General features: G+C 54.0%; 10 protein-coding genes. 2 read left to right on the top strand and 8 right to left on the bottom strand.

What is annotated here, in order from left to right; translation table 11 throughout:
* The first annotated feature begins 26 nt into the window (after window positions 1-26).
* The gene (locus THS27_RS10960) at window positions 27-338 is read left to right on the top strand and encodes a DMT family transporter (RefSeq protein ID WP_305791115.1); all 312 of its coding nucleotides are present in this window, start codon (window positions 27-29) and stop codon (window positions 336-338) included.
* A gap of 74 nt (window positions 339-412) precedes the next feature.
* Here the strand turns inward: THS27_RS10960 and THS27_RS10955 are convergent, their stop codons facing one another.
* The 4 genes from THS27_RS10955 to fabI all read right to left on the bottom strand — a co-directional run bounded on the left by THS27_RS10955 (window position 413) and on the right by fabI (window position 4,122).
* Window positions 413-868 (bottom strand): DUF2269 family protein, encoded by a 456-nt coding sequence (locus THS27_RS10955; protein WP_246832930.1) that lies wholly within the window; start codon window positions 866-868, stop codon window positions 413-415.
* A gap of 157 nt (window positions 869-1,025) precedes the next feature.
* Window positions 1,026-1,646, bottom strand: a complete 621-nt coding sequence (locus THS27_RS10950) for a TetR/AcrR family transcriptional regulator (protein WP_085590733.1) — start codon at window positions 1,644-1,646, stop codon at window positions 1,026-1,028.
* Between the two features lie 469 nt (window positions 1,647-2,115).
* Window positions 2,116-3,204 (bottom strand): chorismate synthase, encoded by a 1,089-nt coding sequence (gene aroC / locus THS27_RS10945; protein ID WP_085590731.1) that lies wholly within the window; start codon window positions 3,202-3,204, stop codon window positions 2,116-2,118.
* Window positions 3,205-3,291: 87 nt separating this feature from the next.
* Complete coding sequence (fabI, locus tag THS27_RS10940) at window positions 3,292-4,122, bottom strand: enoyl-ACP reductase FabI (RefSeq protein WP_085590729.1); 831 nt, start codon at window positions 4,120-4,122, stop codon at window positions 3,292-3,294.
* A 204-nt stretch (window positions 4,123-4,326) separates the two neighbouring features.
* Between fabI and THS27_RS10935 the strand changes: the two genes are divergently transcribed.
* Window positions 4,327-5,685 (top strand): YihY family inner membrane protein, encoded by a 1,359-nt coding sequence (locus tag THS27_RS10935; protein WP_085590727.1) that lies wholly within the window; start codon window positions 4,327-4,329, stop codon window positions 5,683-5,685.
* 98 nt (window positions 5,686-5,783) lie between these two features.
* On the opposite strand, the gene THS27_RS10930 is transcribed toward THS27_RS10935, so the two are convergent.
* The 4 genes from THS27_RS10930 to THS27_RS10915 form a co-directional block, all read right to left on the bottom strand.
* Complete coding sequence (locus THS27_RS10930) at window positions 5,784-6,233, bottom strand: universal stress protein (protein ID WP_085590757.1); 450 nt, start codon at window positions 6,231-6,233, stop codon at window positions 5,784-5,786.
* Window positions 6,234-6,432: 199 nt separating this feature from the next.
* Entirely contained in the window at window positions 6,433-7,137 is a 705-nt protein-coding gene (locus THS27_RS10925) for a tetratricopeptide repeat protein (protein WP_085590725.1), read from the bottom strand.
* Window positions 7,134-7,925, bottom strand: coding sequence for an SDR family NAD(P)-dependent oxidoreductase (locus THS27_RS10920; protein ID WP_085590723.1), 792 nt, complete (start codon window positions 7,923-7,925; stop codon window positions 7,134-7,136). The genes THS27_RS10925 and THS27_RS10920 overlap by 4 nt, the downstream gene beginning before the upstream one ends.
* The gene (locus THS27_RS10915) at window positions 7,915-9,933 is read right to left on the bottom strand and encodes an AMP-binding protein (RefSeq protein ID WP_085590721.1); all 2,019 of its coding nucleotides are present in this window, start codon (window positions 9,931-9,933) and stop codon (window positions 7,915-7,917) included. Before THS27_RS10915 ends, THS27_RS10920 begins: the two co-directional genes overlap by 11 nt.

The raw sequence follows: 9,933 nt of genomic DNA, 5'->3' as shown, positions 1-9,933 counted from the left end.
AATGCCGGGACTAAACAGTTACGGCGCTGGTTCTGGCCGTTTATATGGTGATTTTTGATGGCCATATCGGTATGCCGGTGATGGCAGGGGGCTGGCTGGCCTTGTGCGGGTTGGCATTTTTAACCCATATCGGCGGGCAAGGTATGGTGTCGGTATGTTTTAAACGCGTTGATGAAGCAACCGGATCGATTATTTTATTGTGGCAGCCTTTTATGTCGGCATTGCTGGGGGCGCTTGTGCTGGGCGAGGTTTTAAACCCCTGGCATGGTTTGGGAGCTGCGTTTGTTATGGCGGCGGTAGCCTATATTACGGTATTTCGCCGCCGCCGGGCGATATAAGGACAAAGCCTTTCCTGCCCGCTGAAAAGCAAGGCGGCATTGGCGTTGCGGGCAGAACGGGCGGTGCAGCGTCTTTAGGGGTTAAGCATAAGCCACAAGGTTATGATTGGCAAAATAACCGCAAGTGCCCCCAGAAAATTCCACAGCCGTGCGGCGCGAAAATAGGTGTCGGGCAGGGTGGTCGCGTTATGTGCTGCTGCCATATGCGACAGGCGCGCCATGCGACGTTGTAGGGGGATCAACCCCAAAAGCCATATGATTGCCGAAATCACAAACAGTGTTATGCCGCTTTGCAGATTGACGCGGGCTGCAAGGTCAATGCGCCCGATGTGATACATGCCAAGGCCCCCGATTGCAATTAACACCACACCGCCTGCGGTAAAGGCCAAGTCGGTGATTTTGATCAGCCGGCAGGAAAAAGCAATGATCGCCGGGTTTTTTGTGCGATCAGCTGCATTTTTCCACACTGCACTGACGATGATGTTGCCCAGAAACAGCACCACCCCGACAAGATGGATAAATTTTATCAAGATGAAATCCATAAGGCTGCCTTTGATTGCAACGAGAAACGGGGGAAACGGGGGCGATTGTTCGGGGTGGACCAGATTAGTCACTGGTAGAGGAAAGGCTGGTGTGATGCACGGCTATAGTCGGGCATACCACGTGAAATACATGTTCTTTTTGCTGTTATTTCTTTGTGTTTTGCAAGCTGGCGGGAATGCCCAGATCCTCGGCCAGAAGGCCAAAGACGAATTGTTGCAAAGGTTGGTCCAGTGGTGGCGATATCATGCCATCAATTACCAGGGTCGCAATACCGTGCGCCCGGCTCCAGGCCGCCAGGGCACGGTTATAGGCATTGGCGGCATCGGCCAGTGTCATGTCACCGCGCTGGTCCAGATTGGTGACAGAGCGTTGCAAAATATCAAAAACACTGTCGGCGGCATCGCGCAGATCGGGGTATTGGTCCAGCGGTGGGCGTTCGCGCCCGAAAATCAGCCGGAAATGCTGCGGATGTTCGATGGCAAATTCGACATAGGCCGCACCTAGTGCGACGATGCGTTCTTCATGCGGCAGATCGCACCTGGCGGTTTCTTCCAGCCGTTCGCCAAAGCGTTCCAACGCGGCAATTGCCACTGCCGCCAAAATGCCATCCTTGCCATCAAAATGGCGATAGGGTGCGGCTTCGGAAACCCCGGTTAACCGGGCGAGGCGACGCAAAGACAGGCCGCCTGGGCCTTCCTTGCGCAGGATGGTTTCGGCTTCGCGCAGCAATACATTGCGCACGTCGCCGTGGTGATATTTGCTCATATGCTCGTGTCGTTTTTTTATGTATGTTAATAATGTTAACATATTCAAGGCCGCCGCGTGCGTCAAGCCCAAATACCGCAGAAATCAGCCTTTTTCGCTGGGTCAGTACAAGGGGGCGGAAAATAGTGATGTTGTTGTACCGGCAGCGTGTGGCTGGTTTAAGGCTTCAGGTGTCGGGCTGTGCAGGTGTCGGGCTGTGCAGGTTGCGGTGGTTTGACGGGGTGTTTTAAGCCGCCCGGCTGATATGAGGAAAGCCGTAAAATGCGCTGGCGTGACAGATGTGTCGCCAAAGTGATATCGCAAGGCGGAGTTTTGGCACCTGCCCGTTAAAGGCAGCAATGAAAAGCAGCGTCGCAAGGCCCGCTTAAGCAAAAAGGCAGGGCCACATGTGCCCTGCCAAATGATGGTCTATGGTGTTTACTGTCAGCCAACGAGTGGGGACGCGGTGCGCTTCTGGCCCTGACCCTGATCAGGCCCTGTTCCAGCCTTCGCACTGCGCGCGGTGACGCAACAGGTGGTCAGCCAGCACAATGGCGGCCATGGCTTCGCCAACCGGGACGGCCCGAATGCCCACACAGGGGTCGTGGCGGCCTTTGGTGACGACATCCACATCCTTGCCTGCGGTATCGACGCTGTGGCGCGGTTGCAGGATAGAGCTGGTCGGTTTCACAGCAAAACGGATCACAACATCTTCGCCCGATGAGATGCCGCCCAATATGCCGCCGGCATGGTTGGACAGGAAAACCGGTTTGCCATCTTCGCCCATGCGCATTTCATCGGCATTTTCAATGCCGGTCAGTTCGGCAGCTTCAAAACCGTTGCCAATTTCAACGCCTTTGACGGCATTGATCGTCATCATGGCTTTGGCAAGGTCGGCATCAAGCTTGTCATAAATCGGGTCGCCCAGGCCAACCGGCACGCCGGAGCATACCACTTCGATCACGGCACCAACCGATGACCCATCCTTGCGCAACCTATCAAGATATTTTTCAAAGACCGGCACGGCGTCGGCATCGGGGGTGAAGAAGGGGTTGTTATCAACCTCGTCCCAGTTCCAGTTGGCGCGATTGATTTCCTTGGTGCCCATTTTAACCAGGGCCCCGCGAATTTTGATGTCATCGCCCAAAATTTTGCGGGCAACGGCACCGGCGGCAACCCGCATGGCGGTTTCACGCGCCGATGAACGCCCGCCACCGCGATAATCGCGAATGCCGTATTTTTCCCAATAGGTATAATCGGCATGGCCGGGGCGGAACTGGTTTTTGATCTCGCCATAATCCTTGGAGCGTTGATCGACATTTTCAATCAACAGGCCAATCGGTGTGCCGGTTGTTTTGCCTTCAAACACACCTGAAAGAATTTTAACCTCGTCAGGTTCGCGGCGCTGGGTGGTAAAGCGGGACTGGCCGGGTTTGCGTTTTTCCAGATATTTCTGAATGTCGGCTTCGCACAGATCAAGGCGCGGCGGCACCCCGTCCACCACGCAGCCAATGGCCGGGCCGTGGCTTTCGCCAAAGGTGGTAAAACGAAACAGAGAGCCAAAACTGTTGCCAGCCATCAGATATCCAGACATCAAGAGGTTAACGATTGAGACAGACAAAACGGGCCGCCCGTAGGCGACCCGGTAATGATATCGTGATCGCGATTAGGGTTTGCTGACCGTAATGTCCGGGGCATCCACCTGTTTCATGCCAACGGTATGATAGCCGCAATCGACATGATGGGTTTCGCCCGTCACACCTGTTGACAGGTCGGAGAGGAAATACAGACCCGACCGACCGACATCATCGATCGTAACATTGCGCCGCATCGGCGAATTATATTCGTTCCATTTCAGGATATAGCGGAAATCGCCAATCCCGGAAGCGGCCAGGGTCTTGATCGGCCCGGCGGAAATGGCGTTAACACGAATATTATCCGGGCCAAGGTCGTTGGCCAAATATTTGACGCTGGCTTCAAGGGCGGCCTTGGCAACCCCCATCACATTGTAATGCGGCATTACCTTTTCTGCCCCGTAATAGGACAGGGTCAGCATTGAACCGCCACTGGTCATCATTTTTTCGGCGCGCTGGGCAACGGCGGTAAATGAATAGACCGAGATATTCATCGACATGGCGAAATTCTCGGGCGAGGTGTCAAGATACCGGCCCCGAAGTTCGTTTTTGTCGGAATAGCCAATGGCATGGACGATGAAGTCAATGGTGTCCCATTTTTCCTTCAGGGCCGCAAAAGCCTCATCAATGCTGGCGGGATCACTGACATCGCAGGGCAGGACAATGTCGCTGCCAATGCTTTCCGCCAGCGGGCGAACGCGCTTGCCCAGGGCATCGCCCTGATAGGTGAACGCAACTTCGCCACCCGCAGCGGCTACGGCACGGGCAATGCCCCATGCAATGGATTTATCGTTGGCGACGCCCATGATCAGGCCTCGTTTACCGGCCATCAGGCCTGAAAGGTTATCGGCGGACAGGCTCATTTTTCCTCTCGTTCAGGCGATCTCTCTCCGTATCTGGAACCGTACCCGGTTCGGGCGGGAACGTATACTGGAGACATTCAATATTATCCGCATCCTACACAAAGCCCGGCCAAAATCAATCTGGCCTGTTTTATCTTTGCATGGCACGTTATTCTAGCTTGCTTATCTCACTATAGCCGGAAATTGCACAGGATTAAGCGTTTAATGGTGAATTGGCGAAAATTGCTCGACGATCGTACCGGATTTTGGCGCTATGCGTTTATGCGGTTTTTACATGACAACTCGCCGCAACGGGCGAGTGCCTTGTCATACACCACGTTGCTGGCGATGGTTCCATTCCTGGCAATCGCGCTGACCGTGCTTTCGGCTTTTCCGGTGTTTGATCAATGGAAAGATCAGATTTCCGGGTTGATTTTCAGCAACTTCCTGCCCGAAACCGGTTCTGAAGTCGCTGATTATTTAGCCGGTTTCTTAAAAAATACCGGTCAGATGACGGCCATTGGCACGGTGGTTCTGGGTTTCACGGCAGTGATGTTGCTAGGCTCTATCGAAACCGTGATGAACGATGTTTTCCGGGTAACAACGCCTCGCAAACTTTTGTCGCGACTGGTGGTTTTTTGGGCGTTGATTACAGTGGGGCCGTTATTATTGGGCCTTAGTCTGTCGATGGCGTCCTATATTTTTGCCATGCGTCACATGATCGGCGGTGACGCTCTTGATGCGCAAATTGGCCAGTTGGGGTTTTTGGCCCCATTCTTTTTATCCGCCATTGCCTTCACCTTACTGTTTTTAGGAATGCCAAACCGGTCTGTCGTCATTGTTGACGGGGCCGTCGGCGGGGTGGTTGCGGCGGTTTTGTTCGAAGCCCTGAAAAAGGGTTTTGGCCTGTATGTCAGCACATTCCCGACCTATCAGACCATTTATGGTGCCGTGGCGGTGGTGCCGATTTTTCTGATCTGGATGTATTTGACCTGGATGGTCATCTTGCTGGGCGCACAGGTGGCCGCCGCACGGTCCGAATGGCGGGCAGCACGGGCCGCCGGGCTGGTACCGGACCCGCGCGGAGGTGTCCCTGGTCATACCGAGCGGTTGATTGCGGTGCTTAAGCTGCTGGAATATCTGCAGGCACGGTTTCAACTGGCCGATAAACCGCCAAGCTATCGCCGGTTATTGCGCGAATTGAAAATGGGCGGGCGGGATTTGAACTGGGCGCTGGCTGCATTGCGCCGCGAAAACCTGATCGAACGCAGCGAAAAACATCGCTGGTTATTATCGGGGGATTTATCGCGTTTAAAACTTGGTCACTTAATGACCCGGCTGGGCCTGTTTCTGGATCATGACCGGTTGTTGCTGGTCGAGGTCAATAGCGGCTGGCCCGGACGTGTGCGCGATAAATTGCTGGAGCTTGACGATACCCGTCAGGGGTTGCTTGATGTATCGATTAGCGACCTGTTTCAAAGCCCCCGCCCGGAGGACAAGGTGCCACAACCTGTCGAGGATGACGGGACTTCATCGGCACCCGTTGACATTGACCCTGATGAAATGAACCGCCAGGTCGAGTGACGGTATTTTTGCGCGCAATGCAGGGTTAAAGAAAATGCCGGTTGCATGTGCGACCGGCATTTGAATGGTATATTTTTGGTCTGATGTGAAATGTCTTTTCAGGCAGGGTCTGACGGTGTCGGGGCAATGGCAATCAGGGTGCTGCATTTGGCATGTGCCAAAAGTGATGCACCGGTTGACCCGCCCCACCAGCGCGACAATGCGCCCTGTTCACGGTGACCAACCACAATCAGATCAGCTTTGATAACCTCGGCAACCCTGCCAATTTCGCTGGCAGGAATGCCGTTTTCCAAACGGGTTTCAACGGCCAGCCCCATGCCCTGCAACTTCGCCTTACCCTCGTTCAGGCTTTCCTGTATATCGGCCAGCATTCGGTCCGGTAAATCAGACGGAACCGCAGCTTCGGCATAAATTACCCCTATATCCGGTGCCAGCACGGCAAGAAGGCAAACTTCGGCCTGGCACATAACGGCAAGTTCAGCACCCTGTTTCAGGGCCGCACGGCCTTCTTGGCTGCCATCATAGGCAAGCAGGATTTTCTTGTACATGGTGTGGCCTTTATTGTGAAAAGCTGGTGGAAACAAAATGTTATCCCATGCCATCAGCCATGCCAAGTTCAACCATCAGGGGCAAGTCATAATATCAGAAAAACCGAATTTAGGGTTTTGAAGGGTGGCAGGATTCGTAACCTTTCCGATAACTGCCCGGATAGGTAACAGCTAGGATGTGGCTTGAAGCGTTTCTCCTTTAATGGGTAAGGGAGTTGTCAATTTTGGCCAGGGCCTGTTTTATTTCAACCCGTCGCCCGGAATCGGCAACGGGCCGGTCGGGCCGGTCAGGGGCCGCAAGGGCATGTTGAAAATAGGCGCGTGCGTCTTCATAGCGTTTGTTTTGCAATAGAAAATCGCCATAAAAATAATTGGGATCAATGCCGTCGGGGTTGATGGCCAGTGCCTTTTTCAAAAATTCCTCGGCCTTGGTGTTGCTGCCAAAGGCAAGTGGCCATCCGGGAACCTGATAATAAAGCGACCCAAGTGACGTATAAGCCGAACCGTTCAGGGCATAGGGGTTAAGTTTGATGGATTGTTCAAACAGGGCGCGGGCATCGCGGACCTTGCCAAGTGCTGACAGGCCCTGATCCAGCCCCGCATCGGTTGAAAGAATAATCGCTTTCCATATCATGACTTCCGGGCTGTCTGAATATTCATGGGTCAGGGCATCGGCCCGGGTTTCAAGCTGATGAATGGCATCAAGCTGCTGATCCTTGTCCGGGGTTTGATATTTGATGCGCGCCCAGTCATGCTGAAGTTGCGCGACGCCGGCCATAAAGGGGCTGGTGGCATTGGGTGCGGCGGGGGCCGGTGTTGCCTGTGCGGCCTCTATGAACAATCCTGTCAGGGCAATACAGGAACAGGCACAGGCACAGGCGAGGCGGGCGAAACGGCTGTTCATGCCTGTTTTCTTTCATCAACACGGTTAGATGGAATGTTAGACAGGGACAGGGTCGGCGATGCCACGTCCCGGTTCGCGGCAAGAATTTCTTCGCCAGTCAGCCGGTTGTGTTGCAGGCCCTTGTCGATCAGTGCTGGAAAAACGGCATTGAGGATGGCAAAGGCACGCTCGGGCCAGCCAATGCGCACGTCGGTTTCGCGCCGTTCAATGGCGCGAACAATGCGGTGTGCGATTTTATCCGGGGCGTCTTCACGGGTTTTTGTGCGCTGGTTCAGTAATCCGGCATGGCCTTTATTCATGGCTGTTTTTACGGCACGCGGTGCAATATGGGTGATGGTAATGCCATCTTGCGAAACCTCGCGGCGCAAGGCATCGCTAAACCCTTTCATGCCTGCCTTTGCCGCCACGTAACCGGAAAAATGCGGTAGCGGAATAAACCCGGTCATCGAACCGATATTAACGATCTGGCCGCTGCCGCGCCAGCGCATCGCTGGCAGAACCGCCTGTGACAGGCGCATGGGAACCAGCAGGTTCAAAGTTAGCAACAGCCCGTAATCCTGATCTTCGGCACGATTGAAAACGTTAATGCCGGCCATGTTGATGAGAATGTCCGGGGTGGTGCCGCGCAGCATGTTGCAGGTGCTATCGACGGTTTCGTTCAGATCGCCAAGACGGGCGCGGTCATAGACAGCAACGATTGCGCCGCGTGCGCGCAACAGTTCGACAAGGGGCGCACCGATCCCGCCGGTGCCGCCGGTGATGAAAACCGTTTTATCCTTAAGCGACATCGCGTACCTCGCTTACATGAGGAATGGCACCAAACAGGTTTGCAAACAGACGGAAAGTGTTTGTCGCCACTTCGATGATGGCCGCCTGATCTGCTGGATCAGTGATTTGGTTGACGGTTTTTTCAAAGAATTTCATATGCTCGATATCAAGCGAGCCATGTGAAAACAAATAGGTAAAGGCCGATTTGGGCAGGTCCAGACCATTCATCACGGCATCCGCACCCATGCTGGCGATTTGGGTTGATGTGCTTTCCAGCATGAAAACCATGCCAAGAAAACCAACAGGGTTTTTGCGTGTGATGTAATCGTAATTATAGGCAACCATCACCTGTGTTTCCAGGTTGGGTGCGGCCTTGCGGGCGGCGTCCTTATCCCCGCCTGCGGCAGCAATATCATTGAGAATCCATTCCTCGTGGCCTTCTTCCTCGTCCAGATATTCAATAATTGCCTTGTGTAACCAGCGTTTTTCATCGGGAAGGCGGCTGCCCATTGCCATTAGAAACGGAACGGTATGTTTGACGTGGTGATAGGCCTCGGTCAGATAGGCAATATAGGTGGGGCGTGAAATGCGCCCTTGCAGACCATCGACAAGCTGGGGAACACGATAGAGTTCCGCGCGCGCAATTGCAGTTTGCGCAACGAGTTGGTCATAAAAATTCATTGGTGTTTCCTTGACGGCAAGAGGGGAGAGATATTGCTGAAGGATGTTTTTTCGGCGGGGGCGTCCTGTGCCGGTCAAACATTCGTTTTCAACGGTAAAGGGCGCAACGATGCGGAAATGTTTGATCCGGGCGTAATCGGGAAGGGTTTCATTGGCGCTGGCAATGCAGGCGGAAACATCGGCATGGGGGCCGGTTGGCACAATCAGGGCACTTAGATGCGGGTCGCCGTCGCCATAAACGATGGTCTGGTAAATTCCCGGTTGTGCCAGTAAAACCGATTCAGGCCATTCAGGTGAAATATTGCGGCCCATGGATGTAATCAGAACATTTTTACAACGCCCCGTAACATGGACAAATCCGTCTTCGTCCATATGGCCAAGGTCGCCGGTTAAATGGTGGCCGGGGGCTGTTTCGCCCAGATATCCCAGAAATCCCGGGTGATGAATAACAATTTCACCGTCGGTTATGCTGGCCTGAACATGCGGTAACAGGCTGCCGGTGGTGCCGATCCTGTCATGGCCAGGAACATTCATTGAAACCACCGATGCACATTCAGACAGGCCGTATCCTTCATAGACCGGCAAACCAAGGTTGCGCGCCTGTTTGATGAGATGCGGGTCAACTCGTGATCCACCGATTGCCAGAAATTTAAGGTCTGGCAAGGGCCCCTGTTTGATAACCTGTAGCAGCAAGGCGCGCATCAGTTCGGGCACCATAATGGCGGATGTTGCGGCATTTTGTTTCAGGTGATGATGCAGGCTGGAATAGTTTGCGTCAAAGTCGCCTAACTGCGGCAGAACAATGGTGCAGCCCGCCACCAGGCCACTATACACCCCGGCAACATTTTCAAGCAGGATGGCAAGGGGCAGCACGCAAACATGCGTGCCGGCAAAGTCGTTTCCCAGCATGGTATGAATGGAATGGGCAACGTTTTCCATCGCCGATGCGGGCAGGCATACGCCCTTTGGCGTTCCGGTGGTGCCCGATGTAAAGGTGATTTTGGCGGTACCCCGGGGTATGGTGGGCGATGCCGATTGCCCGGTTGCCTGCAAACCTGCCGGGCTAAGCATATGTGTAATGCCTGCCCGTGCAATCGTATGGTCGATTTGCTGACGGGTAAAAAATGGCGGGATCGGCACACAGACGGTTTCTGTTTTCAGGGCTGCCAAATCCCATAAAAGCCATTCAATTGTGTTGTCCAGTGCCAGTCCAAGAACGTCTACATCAGTCAGGCGGGCGCAATAATCGTCAATCTGGCGAAGCAGGGCACCATAGGTGATTTCGTGATCGTTACTGCGCAAGGCAATATGGTTTTGGTCATGAGATTGAATAAAGGAAAACAGCAT

This window comes from Thalassospira sp. MCCC 1A01428, from assembly GCF_002115825.1.
Lineage (GTDB): Bacteria > Pseudomonadota > Alphaproteobacteria > Rhodospirillales > Thalassospiraceae > Thalassospira.
Note: the sequence above shows the minus strand (reverse complement) of the source record. Positions and strands in the feature narration are given on the sequence as shown.